At 42.7% G+C, this 16,342-nt stretch carries 12 protein-coding genes; 6 read left to right on the top strand and 6 right to left on the bottom strand.

The window, feature by feature from the left end; translation table 11 throughout:
- Positions 1-76 precede the first annotated feature (76 nt).
- Together ABC336_RS21245 and ABC336_RS21240 are read right to left on the bottom strand one after the other, a co-directional pair.
- Positions 77-862, bottom strand: coding sequence for an HNH endonuclease signature motif containing protein (locus tag ABC336_RS21245; protein ID WP_413240528.1), 786 nt, complete (start codon positions 860-862; stop codon positions 77-79).
- Positions 863-1,376: 514 nt separating this feature from the next.
- Complete coding sequence (locus ABC336_RS21240) at positions 1,377-3,284, bottom strand: recombinase family protein (RefSeq protein WP_413240527.1); 1,908 nt, start codon at positions 3,282-3,284, stop codon at positions 1,377-1,379.
- Positions 3,285-4,133: 849 nt separating this feature from the next.
- Between ABC336_RS21240 and ABC336_RS21235 the strand changes: the two genes are divergently transcribed.
- Positions 4,134-5,183, top strand: a complete 1,050-nt coding sequence (locus ABC336_RS21235) for a Kiwa anti-phage protein KwaB-like domain-containing protein (RefSeq protein WP_413240526.1) — start codon at positions 4,134-4,136, stop codon at positions 5,181-5,183.
- Between the two features lie 42 nt (positions 5,184-5,225).
- Positions 5,226-5,891 (top strand): hypothetical protein, encoded by a 666-nt coding sequence (locus ABC336_RS21230; RefSeq protein WP_413240525.1) that lies wholly within the window; start codon positions 5,226-5,228, stop codon positions 5,889-5,891.
- A gap of 144 nt (positions 5,892-6,035) precedes the next feature.
- On the opposite strand, the gene ABC336_RS21225 is transcribed toward ABC336_RS21230, so the two are convergent.
- On the bottom strand, positions 6,036-9,200 hold the full coding sequence (locus ABC336_RS21225; RefSeq protein WP_413240524.1) for a type I restriction endonuclease subunit R, EcoR124 family: 3,165 nt from the start codon (positions 9,198-9,200) through the stop codon (positions 6,036-6,038).
- A gap of 318 nt (positions 9,201-9,518) precedes the next feature.
- On the opposite strand from ABC336_RS21225, the gene ABC336_RS21220 reads away from it, so the two are divergent.
- The 4 genes from ABC336_RS21220 to ABC336_RS21205 all read left to right on the top strand — a co-directional run bounded on the left by ABC336_RS21220 (position 9,519) and on the right by ABC336_RS21205 (position 13,894).
- The gene (locus ABC336_RS21220; protein WP_051627660.1) at positions 9,519-9,845 is read left to right on the top strand and encodes an ArsR/SmtB family transcription factor; all 327 of its coding nucleotides are present in this window, start codon (positions 9,519-9,521) and stop codon (positions 9,843-9,845) included.
- A gap of 271 nt (positions 9,846-10,116) precedes the next feature.
- Complete coding sequence (locus tag ABC336_RS21215; protein WP_029594547.1) at positions 10,117-10,326, top strand: heavy-metal-associated domain-containing protein; 210 nt, start codon at positions 10,117-10,119, stop codon at positions 10,324-10,326.
- Between the two features lie 188 nt (positions 10,327-10,514).
- Entirely contained in the window at positions 10,515-12,431 is a 1,917-nt protein-coding gene (locus ABC336_RS21210; RefSeq protein ID WP_074727106.1) for a heavy metal translocating P-type ATPase, read from the top strand.
- 83 nt (positions 12,432-12,514) lie between these two features.
- Entirely contained in the window at positions 12,515-13,894 is a 1,380-nt protein-coding gene (locus tag ABC336_RS21205) for a DUF4346 domain-containing protein (RefSeq protein ID WP_082707470.1), read from the top strand.
- A gap of 96 nt (positions 13,895-13,990) precedes the next feature.
- Here ABC336_RS21205 and tnpC read toward each other — a convergent pair whose 3' ends face one another.
- The 3 genes from tnpC to tnpA form a co-directional block, all read right to left on the bottom strand.
- On the bottom strand, positions 13,991-15,565 hold the full coding sequence (tnpC, locus tag ABC336_RS21200; RefSeq protein WP_249861988.1) for an IS66 family transposase: 1,575 nt from the start codon (positions 15,563-15,565) through the stop codon (positions 13,991-13,993).
- Between the two features lie 71 nt (positions 15,566-15,636).
- Positions 15,637-15,990, bottom strand: a complete 354-nt coding sequence (gene tnpB / locus ABC336_RS21195; protein ID WP_094051092.1) for an IS66 family insertion sequence element accessory protein TnpB — start codon at positions 15,988-15,990, stop codon at positions 15,637-15,639.
- Entirely contained in the window at positions 15,984-16,310 is a 327-nt protein-coding gene (gene tnpA / locus ABC336_RS21190; protein WP_094051093.1) for an IS66 family insertion sequence element accessory protein TnpA, read from the bottom strand. The genes tnpB and tnpA overlap by 7 nt, the downstream gene beginning before the upstream one ends.
- Positions 16,311-16,342: the final 32 nt, after the last annotated feature.

Raw genomic sequence — 16,342 nt, 5'->3', positions numbered from 1 at the left:
AGTGGAGCTCCATTCTCTGATTCGTGTAGTTATAAAACGATACAAAGATCTGGTGAAAAATCAACAAAATCATATCTTATTTATGCAAATTATGATTATTATCGCTCTTCAAATCTTGCAAATTAATTTTGATAATTTCACTACTGCTCTGGTGTTTAATATTTATAATTGCAACTGGCCAATTTTCTGAATCGCTATTTCCACCTTCTATTATTCTCATTTCTTTAAATCCAAAGACAAGATAATCTCTTTCAGCTAGTTCATTAATCATTTTTGTTAGTTCGTATCCAATTCTCACTCGTTCTCCTGATTCAAATTCACTTAGTATTTCTCCATAATCTTGAACTGTTTGGAGAAATCCAGAAATCAGCGCAATATCTAGTTCATTTTTTGGCTCCTCATAGTCAAATCCGTAGCCCATTACACCGTCAACGATATTTATTATTTCTTTACCACTAGTAATCTGCATTAATATTTCAGGTAGATTTTCTTTGATTCTTCTTACTCGTACTGGTTGCTTTTTTACTTTTTCTTCGTTCAATTTTTCGGAAACCCACTTCTCGTGATTTTCTTTCATTTGTAGTAGAATACTCGCAGTATAGGTTTCTTGTTGATCGTCAACCATCTTGTGATGAACCCGACACAACAATATCAAGTTTTCATATGAATCAATTATTTCTTTATTATATTCAGGGTTATATCTTGGTCCATTTACTTGACCTGAAACTATATGGCATTCGTCTCCGATTATTGACATATCATCCTTTTCAGTGGCATCGATAACTAAAATACGTTTGCAAATTGAGCACCTATTCCCTGATTTTCCCCAGAGAATTTTTCTTGCTTTATCTGATATTGACAAATGTACTCACCTCTCATGCAATCACAAACTAAAGTACACGTTGCTCTCGATATTTCAATATTCTACTTTCATCGGGTTAAGCTTCAACATGTAGTATACTGAGTAAACCATCAAGCCCCGGCACATGAGTTGTAATAATAACCTTACAGAAATCTGTATTAGAAAGCTGTCTCAGTGCCTCCACTAGCTTTTTTTGGTTGTCTGGAAGCTGTGCAGTTTGCTAAATTTATAGTTAATGATAGCCTATTTCCATTGCATAATCCAGAATATATTCCCAATTCCAATATCAAAAGACCCCTACAAGTAGCAAGAGCCTCATCTTGATGTAGTTCTATAACCTCACACAATCCCATTATCCGATCCACCTGATTCCCGACATCCGCACCCATCATACCAATATCAAACAAAAGGGAGGCACAGGAACCAAATCGGCTCTGCTACCTCCCTGTGCTCACACCACGTCTTATAACATTCCGCCTACCTGCGGCAAGTGTCTTTTAATCATTAGCCTTACTCACTTTAATGAATTCAACATGTCTACACACTCGACATCCAAATCCAAGTCCAGAACGACGGTAACTTTAATTTCGTTTCTGATTAACTTATTTCTGTAGTCGTTGCCCTCCGTCGTAAATGTCATAAATCGCGTAAAGTGTTGAAAACAAAGGATTTCTAAATATCTTTGCGTTGCATTCCTATTACTACCTCCACATGTGTTGTGCTGGGAATAGGAACATGGATCACTCCCCTCATTTAATGAAGGCTTTTTTTGATTCTGGCTCTTCATCTGGGCTTGGACACTGCTCTTAAAGCCTGTTTTGTATATAAACGTTAGCTTGTACGGATTAGTGCTGCTATCATCACAATTTTCTCCAACCAGGATTTTATCGACAACACTTTCAAGTACACTTCGATCAAACGTAGGCAGAACCGCATTCGACCGAAGCACTTGGCGAAAATGGGTTATCCTTTTCTCAACATCGACTTCATTTTGTGCAGATTCCTCTAATTTCGCTCTTTCGTCAAGCAGTTCGTTCAAGAGCGATTCAAGTTCTACATATTTACGCTCATATGTTGGACGATCTATCTTGTCATCCAGATGCAAGTCGATCAAATTGCAACGCTTATTCTCAAGCGCCTGAATTTCGTTAATGATTTTAGTCAACTGTTTTTGGCTGTTCTGCTCGATCAGGGCAGATTCCGCTCTTACTAAAAGCTCGTCCAACACATCTTTATGGTTGTCACAAACTAAATTGTACGTCTCAACAAAAGCACCTTCAACAATCTTTTCTTCAATCCCCTTGCTATGAGGACAATATTTCTTTCCCTTCTTCGTGTTGGTAGAACATTGCCATATCGTCTTTTCATGCGTTGTCCCGCTGTTCCAGCTCCGCCGCGAAAAATGACCGCCACAGAAAGCACATTCCAGCATGCTGCTGAAAGCAAATTTTCTACTGTATTTTTCCCGTTTTCCGCCCGCTTCCAGCTTGTTACGAATTTCCCCACGACGATGAAGTATATCGTGTGCCTTTTCAAAAACTTCCTCGGTGACAATTGGCTCGTGATGATTTTTGATATAATACTGATCTTCTTCTCCACGATTATCAAGTCTTCGTTTAGAGATAGGGTCGAGCGTAAAGGTCTTTCCTTGAAGAACGTCGCCCTTATACTTCTCATTCTTAATGATACCTAAAACGCTTGTATCACACCATTCGATATTTCCACGTTTTGTTTTACGTTCCAGTTCTGTAAGTTCTTTCGCAATCATATACGCTCCAATGCCCGAAATATAACGATCAAAAATGTAACGTACAATTTCAGCCTCATCTTCGTTAATCGTTATCCGCTTCGTAACAGGGTCGTAGTCATATCCAAGACAACTTTGAAAACCTATCAGTTCGCCGCGGCTCATCTTCATCTTTAGTCCTCTTTTGACGTTCGATGAGATATTCTCAACTTCTTGCTGCGCGACAGAACTCAAAATGGTGAGTAACAATTCACCGTCCATTGTAAGGGTATTGATATTTTCTTTTTCAAAAAAAACGGCAACATTTTTTTCTTTAAGCATCCGAACGTGCCTTAACGTATCTACTGTATTTCTTGCGAATCTCGATATGGATTTGGTTATCACCATATCAATCTTTCCATTTAAACAATCGGAAATTAATCGTTGAAAGTCATCACGCTTCTTTACCTGTGTTCCCGTAATGGCTTCATCCGCATAGATGTCAACCAACATCCAATCGCTGCGTTGATTAATCATTTCCGTATAATATGAAACTTGCGATTTATAGCTGCTTAACTGTTCTTCGGTGTCTGTACTCACTCTGGCATACGGAGCAACACGAAGAATTTCCGATTTTCCTCCAGTGCGATCTGACAGTTTTCGGTTTGCCTTAATGACTTCAACTGCAATAGACATGATGAGCTCCTCCTTTGATTCGCATTTATGACGCTTACAGCGTAATAAATTTTCGTTTGATTAACAAAGGTGCGAATCAAGAGGTAAGGTCAGATTGGATACCATAGTCTCTCATGGTTTTGTTTTTTAATACATGAAACTCATGCTCGTTTATCAGCGACAAAGCTAACAATTGTCTCAGCATCGCGATTTGCATGCTATATCGAATTACCTTATGCTGCATAAACTAACCTCCCATACGGTTCACCTACGTTTCAAGAAACAGCGAAAAGCAGAGATGTGCTATAGCATCATGCACATCTCTGCACTCCGCCTCTGTTTTGGTTTCTCGCTTAAATATCCAATCCGATGAACGGTGGTGTCGCCGCTCTCATAGGATTCTCACCTCTCCCAGGATCGCTGGAAGCCGCCCCCATTGCGATAAGCTGTGGCTGGACGGAAGTATCATTATCCCTCCGCATGATCGTCGCCATAAATGGAACCACCATTTACAATTGCATGGAGAAATCGCTCGCTCTCCGCCATCCTCTCCACCAGCGTATACTGGAAAAAGAACAGGCAAAGTGGTCATGGCGCACCTGCAATTTGGCTTACCTATATATAGGTGTGCGGGGAATGTACCGGATTAGAACGTATGAAATTTTCAAGGGGCAAGGAGGGCAACGAAACTTTCCCTCTACTATTCATTTCATTTTTCAAGCAAAATCGGACTCTCTGACAATAAATTTGTACGCTAACATTTCCTTCGCATTCTGCGACAACCCTTATCAAATCCCAGCATGATTCGGCAATTACAATGGAGGAAAACCTTTCCTTTTGTCGAATATTAGTGTGTGGAGGCGATGGGGGATGGATTTAAACCACAATGATAATATCATTTATAAAATTAGTAATCTGGAGTTGACGGACGAATCTTTGAATAACGTCGATCTGTCTTTCCACCTTGTAAGAATGCAAAAGGAAGCCGATTCTTTTTATCAATCTTCTGGTATTCAACTTGCTCCAGATGTTATTAAGTGGGTCAAGAAAAGTATTGTCAAAACCTTGCAGGGGTTGAGGGAACTTGATGATACCGAAAGTAAGGTTTTCCTAATCGGAAACTACAACTATGAAATTAAGATAAATGACCGAATTGCTAAGTTTGAATTATCTGAAGATCAGGGGCTTCTAGATAAAGTTAGAAAGCTGACAGCAACACTTCGGAGTCCTGACCCTGAGTATCCAGAAAAGCACACCAGTTTTCAAATAGTAAAGCTAAACTTAGGTGAGCAAACTGCGTATTTTTGTTATTATCGAGGTGTTAGAAAAAATAGCATGCGTACTTCAAGTAAAAAGTTGATGGTTATTAAAAATGCCAATCAATTCATTTTTACTGAGGATACTATAGTCGATCTAGGGGGCAACATTGATTTCTTTGTTGTCGGAGATTTTATTTTCATAATAAATGTCCGAAATTTTGAGTTCGCTTTTGATTATCGTGATCATATTAATGAACAGCGAGATCGGAACTTGACTGAGATTATTTCAATGCCGTTCTTTGATGGTGAGGATTCGAACAAGGGGAAATTCGAGGAGTCCTGTAAAAGGTATATCCACTCACGGGGGTTAGCTCAAATTAAACGCGACACCTTAACGGCTATTCAGACCAATTTTGAGGCTAGATGTACTGAACTGTCGCAAATCAAAGCGAACCTTCCTGCGGATCAAGCTGAGCAGGAACGGTATAAGAAGAAGTACAGCACCATTTGGGAATTGTTCGAATACATTGATCTGGATAACCGTAAGATTATCTTTAAAGAGGATGCTTCCCCCAGGGCTTTATTACATTTCTTTGCAGATAAGATCGTAAAGTCATTCGTAACCGAAGACTTCAAGGTGGCGGTTGCTTACGAAGAATAATTCTTAGGGGGTATGTAAGTCCTCTTTGGGAGGGAGAGAAATATGTGGGGCAAGCGTGAACAGGTCATTTTATGGGCGACAGCCTACCTTCCCTTAGTCCTTATTATGATCTACAGATTTATCGACAGTAACGACTTCTTCAAGCAAACGAATTGGGCAACATGGTTGGCTAAACATATGGATAAAACGGTCTTTGACGTAATTGTTATAGCGGGGATAATCGTCATATCACTGCTCATCTACCGCTTGGTTGCCATGTGGCTTTTCAGCGGTTATGATCGTCAATTACGGGCTAGGGAAATAGGTATGAATGTGTCAGTCAGAAAATATGAACGTTTAAGTGTGAATGACTATTCATTTTTCTTAATGACATTACTGCTCCCCTTAGTCTCCATAGATCAAGCATCGGGAATAAACCTAATGGTCACCATTGCAATTGTACTGATCGTCATTGCGATTTACGTGAAGACGGACTTTATTAGTGTATGTCCGGTGTTCTTCGTGTCTGGTCGACAAGTGTATAAGGCAATCATTTCGAATCAAAGTAGAGAAGCGGAAATCGCTGATCCGTCAATCCGCCAAGAGGTTATTGTTATAACTTGTGAGAAGTCCATGAATTTAAACAACAAGTTTCGGACTGTTAAACTAATCAACAATATTTTTTATTTATCAATTAATAATAACGACGAAGATCCAGATGAATGGTAACTCCCTTTAGGGGCTCCCATTCATCTGGATCATAGTACAGTTCATAATGGTATAGGCAATGGCTACATAACAACACCAACGCTGTATAATAAAATTCAAATGACTTGCTTTGTCATGAAAGTATTGCCTCCAAAGAGTTGGTCGTCACTCATTTTTAATCTCCCGCTCTTCAATATCAAACCCATCTTTAAGAACGAACTCCTGGAGCAAATTATGTACTTTTATGTTGATCTTAAAGATCGGTATATTAGCGTTTTCTAATTTCTCAAAATAATCCTTTGCCTTGGCTTTGTCTACGGAGGCCTTCAAATCATCAAAACGACCGAATTCGTTGATGCTTGCCTCAGTTACATTTGAAGCCATCAGATTGCGGAGCTTCCTTTCATCCACCCCTAAGAATCGTGAAACACGCCTGATTTGGTCATTCTTTGCTCTGAATTGATATTCAGTGACGTATTCCCTGAAAGTTTTACCACTTTCCATCTTGGCATTTCCGCTTTCAACATCGTGAAGAAAGATATTTGCATACTTTTGTTCTTCCTGCGTCAATGTAGCGAATGACTTGTGCAGATCATCAAGCGTCTTCCGTATTTCAGCTTCATCTACATTATCTTGAGTAAGAATTCTCTGAAACTTTTCAAAACGCGAGTTCATATAATCTGAATCGATTCTCCCGGTATCAATCTCCGTCAGGTAACCAACGATCTCGAAAGGAACATCGTCGCCGCCACCCCCGCCGCCGCCGCCGCCGAACAGCTCTTTATACCGCATAGCCAGAACCAAATAAGTATTTTCATCCAGTTTCATTTCGACTCGAGTCTTTGGCTTACCACTGCCATGGCTGAACGGGTAAGTTGATTGATTCCACTTAAAACCTTGAATTTTTGAAGCTTCCAGATAGTCATTGAATGATTTGAAGAGCGAGGCAAATTTACCGCGCTCCGAACGATCATCCGGCAGTTTTTCAAAGTTCGGAATCCCAGAACGAGCGAACAGTTCACTGATATCATCAAAAATTGCATTCAGCTTGTTTAAGTTATACTCAAGCCGTTCTACAAACAATCCAATTGGCTTATCGCCAGAATAGGTCTTCACAGCTTTTTCGATGTTTTGCTCCATTGTATGCGGATACCTGTAGTATCTTATCGTTCCAAAAGGCTTTTCCGGGCCGAACAAACGATTGGTGCGCGAGAATGCCTGAATGATATTTTCGTATTCAAGCATCTTATCCATATATAGCGTGTTAATCCACTTGGAATCGAAGCCTGTAAGCATCTGGTTGACTACAATCAGAAGATCAAGCTGCATTTCGGGTGTTCTCTCAATAAATTGATATGGCTTTTTGTGAGCAAGTCTTGCAGCAATGTCCTTTTTCAGCTGGTCGTATCTCTTCAGACTAAATTCCTGTTTGTATCTGACGTTATAATCCCCGATGATTTCAACAAGACCATCCTCTTTGAATGCTACTCCGCCTTTATTGTCGATGCTTGGGTCAAACAAGCAGGTAACCTTTAATGTGGGTATGGCTTGTTTTATTATTCGGTAATAGCGGATCGCCTCCGGAATGCTGCTTGTAGCAAAGATTGCATGAAACTTGCTATTATGGCTTAATGTCATCCAGTTATCTGCAATGTCACGAATAACAGTACTCCGATGTTCTTCCCTTTGATATTGGGATTTTGGCAAATAGTCCTCTATACCATACACATACTTTCCATCATTACCGATATAGCCCGCCATTTTTACTTGAGAGGAATTCATATATTTATAAAAGACTTCGCTCTTATCAGGATCAGCTAGAGCTTCTTCAACAGTAGAGGCTTTTGCCCGCTCCAAAGCAACAGCCTGCCGAATATCCCGATCTCTGTAGGTCAACACTTTATAAGGATCAAATCCAAGAACATTTTTATCACGAATCCCGTCGGCAATGCTGTACCTGTGCAACTCGTTACCGAAGATGGTCGAGGTAGTGTTCATGTTTTTCTGGTTTTCATCCTGAATGGGTGTTCCTGAAAATCCAAAGAAAACAGCAGACGGAAAAGAATCCTTAATATTTTGGAGCATATCTCCAAAGGTAGTGCGATGCGCCTCATCGACAATAATAACAATTCTCTTGGAATTCATTATCTTAATATCATGAGCATTTAATCCGTCTTCTTCGTCCTTGATATTGCTCATTTTCTGAATAGATGTGACGATAAGTGTATTGGCCGGGTCGTCGCTTTTTAGTTTTGAAATTAATACAATCGTATCTTCCGTTGCCTGAACGGACTCATTTTCATCTGCAAAACCGCGATACTCTTTTAAGGACTGAGTTCCAAGTTCAATTCTGTCCATTAGGAAGATGACTTTATCGGCATCTTTGGAGTTTGCAATCAATTGCGCCGACTTAAAACTTGTCATCGTCTTGCCAGACCCTGTGGTATGCCAAACATATCCGCCAAGCCTATCTCGACCGTCCCAGTTGGTTTTGGAAACACGGTCAGAAATCGCATTTGCTGCATAGTATTGATAACTACGCATGACTTTCAATACGCCATCGGTGTCATCGGCGACAGTGTAAAAGCCGATAAGCCGGTGTGCCATTGGAATGGAAAGTAGTGAAGAAGCAATCGTTTTCCAATCATTAATAGGCTCGTTATTAAAATCTGCCCAGTGAAAATAGAAATCTTTATTGAACTTTCCGTCCATTCCTGGATTGGCGAAATAAACGGTTTCTGCCGGTTCCATAGCAACAAATATTTGAATCAGTGAAAATAATCCGGTGAAAATCCCTTCATCGGAGTATTTTTCGATTTGATTATAAGCCTGGCTGACCGAAACGCCGTTGCGCTTCAGCTCGATATGAATAACCGGCATACCGTTGATCAAGAGCATCAAGTCGCCGCGGCGATCATTTAATATCTTGGACTTGCTCTTATATTTAGGCTGTTGTGCAATCTGATAACGGCTTTGTCCGGCAGCGATTTCACGGCGGTCGTAAATTTTGAGGCTGACTTCTTTCCCGAAGTGCAGAATGTCGTCAGGATTATCTCGAATAACGGCTACAGTTCTACCATTGATAAATCCGTTTAATTTCAAAGGCGTACGAAGTGTCGTGATCTGCTCCATAATCTGTTGCATCTCGCCGCTTGTTAGAGGATAATTATTCAAACGATCAATCCCTCTGTTGTTTTCAAAAAGAATATCCGCCCAGTTTTTTATCAAATCTTCTTCAGAGGGATTCTTTAAAACCTTAGATTCCCAGCCTTTGTGCGACAGCACCTCAATCAAAGCTTCCTCAAAATCAGATTCTTTGTTAAAGACCATTGCGCGTTCACACCTCCTACACAAACATTTTTTCGAGCATAGCTTTTTTTATAGGCTATTCGGATTTTATGGTGAAAAGTTAAGCACAGATATTAAAGTATAAAATCGGATTAAATAACGTACTTTTTTTTGCGCTAGATTGTGTTACTGCAATTAGTAACTGTGATTATTTTACATCTCCATTTCGGATGGTTTCCTCTATATGCAGCAAGCATAAAGAATATACTAGAGGTCAAGGACGGAGTTGACTTATGTTTTCGACAGGAGTATTATGGATTCATAAACATATCAAAAAAAATTGATTAGGGGGTGTGGGCCTTGGATCAATGCATAACGGATATTCCAAGAGTCCGTCGAGGTGATGTGCCCCTTCCACAAGAAGAGGCAATTCAAAGAATAGCTTCTGTGACAAAGGCTTTTAGTGATCCAATTCGTTTAAAAATGGTTTACTTGCTTTCAAAGCAATCTGATTTGTGCACCTGTGAGTTTGAAGAATTATTGGACCTGAGCCAGTCCAAAGTATCGTATCACCTTAAAATATTGCTTGACGCTGGAGTTATCGATCGCGAAATCCACGGTTCATGGAGTCATTACAGCCTTCGAAATCCTAAAATATTGGAACAGGTTCATGCCTTGTCCCAATGATAAAAAGCGAGTGTTTCGGTGCTGGCTTTTTATTTTAAGATTCACATCAATTTTTTTTGATGTCATAATACTCTGACTTGTATTGGGGATTCTTAGATTAACAACTTACGATGTCCCGGTTACTCATGAAACCCGTTCAACTGTTACTGCATTATTAAGTTTTTGGTTATGCCAGGTAATCTTTTGCCTTTTAGAATGAAATTGGAATTACTTATGTTATTCAAATCAAAAAAAGTTGATAAACACCTTTAATTAAGGAGGAATGGAATAAATGAAGAAAGAAGTTCTTCGAGTAAGTGGTATGGATTGTCCTTCCTGTGCAAAGGATATCGAAAAAACGGTAGCGAAGCTAAACGGGGTTGAGAAAGCAGAGGTAAACTTTATTGCTGAGAAATTAACCGTCACATATGATGATTCTCAATTGCCCCGTGAAAAAATCGAGGAAAATTTAAAGAAAATCGGACATCCAGTCGTTAAATAATAAATTGATCCGAGATCCTAATATATATGCGATTACCTGGCGTAATCAAAAACTTGGCTTGCAGTTATAATTGAAAGCTTATTTTCCTAGGAGAAAGGGAAAGTTGATTAAACATAAATTCCTAATCAAAAAAATTGATGAATAGTGATTTGACTTGAAATTAGACAATGATAAAGGGAGGGCTCAACATGAGTAAGTCAAAATGGTGGAAACAACCAAGAACGGTATTGCTGATTATTTCAGGGATCACAACAGTCTTTACATTAATCTCAGAACTTTTCCTAGGTTTACCGGAAATATGGGCTGTTGCATTGTATGGTGTTGCAATTATTATTGGGGGTATTTACCCAGCCAAGAGTGCATGGATGGACTTGAGAAGGAGAAAACTTTCCATAAATACTCTGCTTATTGTCGGAGTTATCGGGGCCATCTATCTGGGATTGTGGGAAGAAGCCGCAGGTCTTGTGGTCATCTTCTCCTTAGGTGAAGTGTTGGAAGCTTATGCAGTAAATAAAGCCAGGGATTCCGTCCGAGCGCTTGTGGAACTGGCACCCCGGGAAGCAACCGTTTTACGGGAAGGCCGCGAAGTTCGCATACTAGCCGATGAAGTCGAGATTGGCGATCGGGTTCTGGTCCGACCAGGGGAGAAAATACCAGTAGATGGGGTTGTTGTAAGCGGTACGTCTACAGCGGATCAATCGACAATCACAGGAGAATCCATTCCGGTTGCAAAAATATCAGGCGATGAAGTATATGCTTCCACAATGAATGGCCGCGGTGCTTTGGAAATTGAAGTGACGAAATTGGCGCAGGATACCACCTTGTCAAAAATCATTGAATTAGTGGCAAATGCACAAGGAGATAAAGGAAAAGCACAACGTTTCAGTGAACGCTTTGGTGAAGTCTACACGCCGATCATGTTCGTGATCGCCGTTTTAATGGTTGTTATACCAACCCTTTTCTTTGGCCAACCGTTTGACACGTGGCTATATAGAGCGTTAATCGTATTGGTTGTTTCATGCTCCTGTTCTCTAGTGCTTTCAGTTCCAGTAGCTGTCGTAACTGGTGTAGGAAATGCGGCGCGAAACGGGGTTATGGTAAAAGGCGGCAGCTATATGGAAACGGCCAGTCACATCCAAGTGGTCGCATTTGATAAAACGGGTACATTAACCGTCGGAAAGCCTTCGGTAACGGATATTGTATCTGTCTCCGATTTATCAAAAGAAAAACTGCTGGGAATTGCCGGTGCGCTTGAAAAACTTTCTGAACACCCTTTGGCTGAGGCAATTCTTCAAGAAGCTTCAAAAAGAAACATAAATCTTCCAGGTGTTGAAGAGTTCGACACATTAACCGGACGGGGAGCTAAAGGCAGCATAAATAGAACCACATACTATATCGGCAGTCCCCGGTTGTTCAGCGAATTGAATGTAAAACTGAATCAAGATCAATTAAAACAAATTGAAACACTTCAAGGACAAGGAAAGACCGTCACGCTTTTGGGAACTGCTGATCTTGTACTTGGATTAATCGCGATAGCGGATCGACCGAAAGAAAACGCAAAACAAGCGATTCAACGTCTGAAAACTACCGGTGTAAAACGAATCGTCATGCTTACGGGCGATAACCGGCTTACTGGTGAAGCCATTGGCCGGGAACTTGGCGTGGATGAGGTACGGGCAGAATTACTGCCGGAAGATAAAATTACAGCGATTAAAGAACTGCAAAAGAAGTACGGTCTTGTTGCGATGGTGGGTGACGGTGTAAACGATGCGCCTGCACTGGCTCAGGCCGATGTGGGGATCGCGATGGGAGTCCAAGGGACAGACGTTGCTTTGGAAACGGCTGATATCGCATTGATGCAGGATAATTTGGATCAACTGGTTTATCTGATCAAACTTAGCCGTAAGACCGTTGCGAAAATACATCAAAATATCGGGTTTTCATTAGCTCTTGTAGCCCTCCTTATTGTTACAGCCTTGACCGGAGTGATGAGCCTGACTACAGGTTTGCTTCTTAACGAAGGAAGCGCCTTGGTTGTTATTGCAAATGCGATGGTTCTCCGGAAGTATCAGATGAATAAAGCCAATGCCATAGGTAACGAGTGATGAAATTTTTTATCATTGGTGAGGATTTACCTATGGATTGGCATTCTAATCAAAAATAATTGATTAGCATACAAGGAGAGTTGATGATGGGCATAACAGAAGGCATTAAAAGCATTCATAAACAATTAGACACAATACGAAAGATCCCTAAATGTGTAGGATGTGAATGTGTACTTGACGTGATGACAGCCGTTGAGCAAGATCTAGAAGATATAGATAAACCGATTGCAAAAGAAGTTCAACTGGATTTAAAACAGTGGGTTGACGAAGGGAACAAAGTTAGACATAACTGTCTTGGGTGTGAAGTTTGTTTCCCAATTAAGCCGTACAATCATTTTAGTTCATTGATTAATGGATCGAATGAAATTGAAATCAATGGAGCTGCATGTGGCTGTAATGACAATGCATGCGGAAGTCAACCCCAAGTAAACAGTACTGCGTGTGGGTGTGATGACGATTCGTGCGAAGGTGAACCACAAGTAAATAATACAGCATGTGGTTGTGATGAAAATAAATCGAAGAATACGCACCCCTCAAATTGCAGCTGTGAACTTAAAACCGAAGTTCAGAAACAATCCGTTTGTGGAACAGTGGATCCCAACGATAGCAATGTGGCCTCCCCCTCGACCCAGCAGGAACAAAAATGGCCAATAGCAGAAGGAAATTATCTAGTCGGAAATGATACATCTTTTGTTGCAATATGTACTTTAGCCGATACAGATCTCCCGTCCGAAATACAAGGTTCCGGATTACTAAATCATATATCTATTGTTGGTACCTTATCGACAGAAAATCTAGGAATAGAACGCTTGATTCGAAATGTTACCGCGAATCCCAATATTTCACACTTAATACTATGTGGGCGCGACTCTCGTGGTCATCAAGCAGGGCAAGCCATTTTGTCATTAAAAGAAAATGGGATAGACGATAAGTATCGGATTATAGGCGCAGTTGGACCTCGCCCGGTGCTCAAGAATATTACCTTGAAAGAGATCGAAATTTTTCGCCAACGAGTGAAAATCGTTGATGAAATTGGAACACGAGATGTCGAACGATTGCATCAGGTAGTTCGTGCTTATGAGGGCAAGCCAAATGGGGACCCAGTAATGCTTCTTCCGATAATTCAAGAACCCAAAATAGTGAAAGCAGAACGTCTTAAAAATGATGAGTGGGTTCATGACCCAGAGGGATTTTTCCTAGTTATTCTTGATCGAAATAAGAAATCAATTAGGTGTGAACATTACATCCTGGATGGGACTCTGAATGAAGTTATTGAAGGAAAACTAGCCAGTGATATTGCAAATACAGCAATCAAGCGCGGTTTGCTTTCTCGTTTGGATCACGCAGCATATCTGGGGAAAGAATTGGCGAAAGCTGAAACAGCTCTTGCCTACGATATGCCTTATACGCAAGATTTACCGTTATCAAAAAGTAAAGCCCTCAATCAAACGGTTGTTTCCTAGATGAATAGAACGATTATTCAATTAGTTTAAAATCTGTTATGTAAGCGTCAAATAGCCCCCACCTTGAGATCAGTGGGAGCTGGCGTAGGCTAAGTATTAAGACTGATGCATTCGGCACGTGTTCGGCAACGATTGCGACCAAGGCATATACGGCTCCAGCGTTTGCGGATCTAGCGGTCCGGCCAGTTGCGGTAGTTGCTCGAAGAGATACTTCAAGTAGTCGTAGGGACGAAGTCCGTTTTCCTTGGCTGATTCGATGACGCTGTAGATGGCCGCACTCGCCTTCGCGCCGCGTGGCGTGTTGGCAAACAACCAGTTCTTGCGTCCGATTACAAATGGCTTGATCGAACGCTCGCTTCGATTGTTGTCAAGCTCCAATCGTCCATCTGCAAGGAAAGCCGTCAACTTCTCCCACTGGTTCAGGCTGTAGGTGATCGCCTGCCCAAGCAAGCTCTTAGGCAATGTTCGGGAACGTTGCTGTTTCAGCCATGCGAAATACGCCTCCACGATGGGACGGCTTCGTTCCTGACGAGCGGCATGGCGCTTGTCAGGCGCAACTTCTTTTAGCTCGCGCTCAATGGCAAAGAGCTGATTGCAGTAAGCCAGCCCTTGTCCTGATGCCGTCTCGGCCCCCCGCGCTTCCGGCGGTGCGGCCTTGAGCGCCTCATCGTACTTGCGGCGCGCATGCGCCCAACAACCGACCAGCGTGACGCCCGCGACCTTGTGATAACCCGGATAGCCGTCTACATGCAGGTAGCCTTTGAATCCAGACAGGAAATTACGGGGATGCTCCCCGCCTCGGGTGCGCTGGTACTCATAGAGTACGGCCGGAGCGACTCCGCTCCCGGTCCGGTACAGCCACAAATAGGAAGTGGACTCTGCCGACTTGCCTTCTTCGCGTAATACTTGCAACGTCGTCTCATCCGCATGCAGCACTTCTTGCTTGAGCAGATGGACTTTCATCGCGGCGAAGATGGGCGTCAGCCACTGCTCGGCACCATAAATCATCCAGTTCGCCATCGTCTGTCGGGACAGTGTATACCCAAGCCGCGCATAGATCTGTTCCTGTCGATAGAGCGGCAAGCCGTCTACGTATTTCTGGCATAGCACATGGGATAGGATGGACGGCGAAGCCAAACTGCCGGGATACACGGGCTTTGGCATCGACGCTGTAACGATGGGCGTGTGGATTTCTTCACGCTCGCAGCGGCGGCAGGCATACACCTGTCGGACATGCCGAACTACCTTGATTTGCGGCGGCACGATGGCAATCTCACTGCGCGTCTCGGTCGTCATCTCGTGAAGCGCTCCACCGCAGCATGCGCATACCTGCTCGTCTTCCGCAAGGGTGTACGTTACCGTCTCAACCGGCAGATGCTCTAGGTCCGCTTCGCGTTTGCCCGTCGTCTTACGGCGCTCATACGTCACCTTTTCCATGGGCGGCTCTTGGCCTGCCGGCGTAGCCAGCACTTCCGCTTCGTTGAACAGATTCAGTTCAATCTGATCCAGGTTTGTCTTCTCGCTGGAAGCACCGAAACGCTTCTGCTGCGCAAGACGGAACTGCTCCTCGTACCATTTGAGCTTGGCGGACAGCTCCGCAATTTGCTGTTCCTGCTTGGCGTTTTGCTGTTGAAGTTGTTCTAGAGTAAGGGATTCCGGTCGATTCTCCATACGCTATGATTTCGATACGGATGCCCCGATGCCTGCCTGCACATATGTCGATTTGACGAAGGAATAGATTGCTAAATGATGGTGGTGGCGGCCACTTTCGGGTGAGCCTGTCGCTGGCTGAGCGAAAGTCCGTCCAGCAGCCAGCGGAGCTCGCGAGTTGTGACCGTTACCGGATCGCCGTGATCCCTGGGCCACTGGAACGTACCGCGCTCGAGTCTACGGTAGAACAGCCAGAAACCGTTATGCTCCCAGTATAAGATTTTTAATTTGTTACGCTCGCGGTTGCAAAAGACGAACAGGCATGCAGAGAATGGGTTCAGCCCGAGTCCCTCTTGGACGAGTGCGGCCAATCCGTCGATGGATTTTCGTAAATCCGTGCTGCCACAGGCCAGGTAAACTTGCCGTGTCGTCAGTTCGCTTAGCATACGTCCTCCAATGCTTGCACGACATTGCGAAGCAAGGCGGGATTGAATCCGGCGTCGACCTCGATGACGGCTGCGCCGATCTTGATGCGAAGACAAGCGGATGATTTGGGTTCCGGCTCAGGAGTAACCACAGCTTTGACGAAAGTGGTTGGCTTGGCAGTAGTGACAACGGTAGATGAACCGCCTAGTCTTTTCATCCAAGTGTAAAGCCCGCGACGATCCACCTGATTGGCTTTGCACCATTTTACTGCTTTTTCTCCGCTGGCACGGAAAGCGGCAATTCGTTCTTCCCATTTCTTCTGTACATCTTCTCTGGCCATAAAATATCCTCCCCCGAATTGATTCTGAGGAG

The sequence above is a fragment of the Paenibacillus jepli genome (assembly GCF_047238105.1).
In the GTDB taxonomy this organism is placed as follows: domain Bacteria; phylum Bacillota; class Bacilli; order Paenibacillales; family Paenibacillaceae; genus Paenibacillus_D.
Note: the sequence above shows the minus strand (reverse complement) of the source record. Positions and strands in the feature narration are given on the sequence as shown.

Excerpts from the sequence above, each read along its gene's own strand:
- ABC336_RS21240 (WP_413240527.1), bottom strand. The coding sequence starts at position 3,284 with ATGTCTATTGCAGTTGAAGTCATTAAGGCAAACCGAAAACTGTCAGAT.
- ABC336_RS21235 (WP_413240526.1), top strand. The coding sequence starts at position 4,134 with ATGGATTTAAACCACAATGATAATATCATTTATAAAATTAGTAATCTG.
- ABC336_RS21230 (WP_413240525.1), top strand. The coding sequence starts at position 5,226 with ATGTGGGGCAAGCGTGAACAGGTCATTTTATGGGCGACAGCCTACCTT.
- ABC336_RS21225 (WP_413240524.1), bottom strand. The coding sequence starts at position 9,200 with ATGGTCTTTAACAAAGAATCTGATTTTGAGGAAGCTTTGATTGAGGTG.
- ABC336_RS21215 (WP_029594547.1), top strand. The coding sequence starts at position 10,117 with ATGAAGAAAGAAGTTCTTCGAGTAAGTGGTATGGATTGTCCTTCCTGT.
- ABC336_RS21210 (WP_074727106.1), top strand. The coding sequence starts at position 10,515 with ATGAGTAAGTCAAAATGGTGGAAACAACCAAGAACGGTATTGCTGATT.
- ABC336_RS21205 (WP_082707470.1), top strand. The coding sequence starts at position 12,515 with ATGATGGGCATAACAGAAGGCATTAAAAGCATTCATAAACAATTAGAC.
- tnpC (WP_249861988.1), bottom strand. The coding sequence starts at position 15,565 with ATGGAGAATCGACCGGAATCCCTTACTCTAGAACAACTTCAACAGCAA.
- tnpB (WP_094051092.1), bottom strand. The coding sequence starts at position 15,990 with ATGCTAAGCGAACTGACGACACGGCAAGTTTACCTGGCCTGTGGCAGC.
- tnpA (WP_094051093.1), bottom strand. The coding sequence starts at position 16,310 with ATGGCCAGAGAAGATGTACAGAAGAAATGGGAAGAACGAATTGCCGCT.